The 262-nt window shown below is 52.3% G+C and carries 1 protein-coding gene; it reads right to left on the reverse strand.

Annotated elements, in window-relative coordinates; genetic code table 11:
• The coding region (locus D1841_RS18205) for a hypothetical protein (protein ID WP_207710214.1) at nt 1-238 on the reverse strand (238 nt) is incomplete at its 3' end.
• Between the last annotated feature and the right edge of the window lie 24 nt (nt 239-262).

The following is a 262-nucleotide window of genomic DNA, read 5'->3' on the forward strand; positions in this document are numbered from 1 at the left end:
CAGCCTGTTCCTTTCCGCAGCTGGAAATAAGCTGCTGCTTGAGCACGCTGTACGCCCCTCGAAGCTGCAAACTCTCTTCCGCCTCTGATATAGCAAGAAGTGTAAAGGATTTCCCTTCCAATGAATGCAGCAATGACGCATAGGCTGACGGCGAAAAGGTGTCGCCAAAGACGATGACCTTTGACTTTTCCTCTACTGGCTCTGCTGCAGAAATACCAGCGCGAAGCAGCTTCGCCATCTGCCCCGACGCCAAAACTACAGT

Origin of the sequence: Neglectibacter sp. X4 (assembly GCF_009917365.1) — a bacterium.
Taxonomy (GTDB): Bacteria; Bacillota; Clostridia; order Oscillospirales; family Acutalibacteraceae; genus Acutalibacter.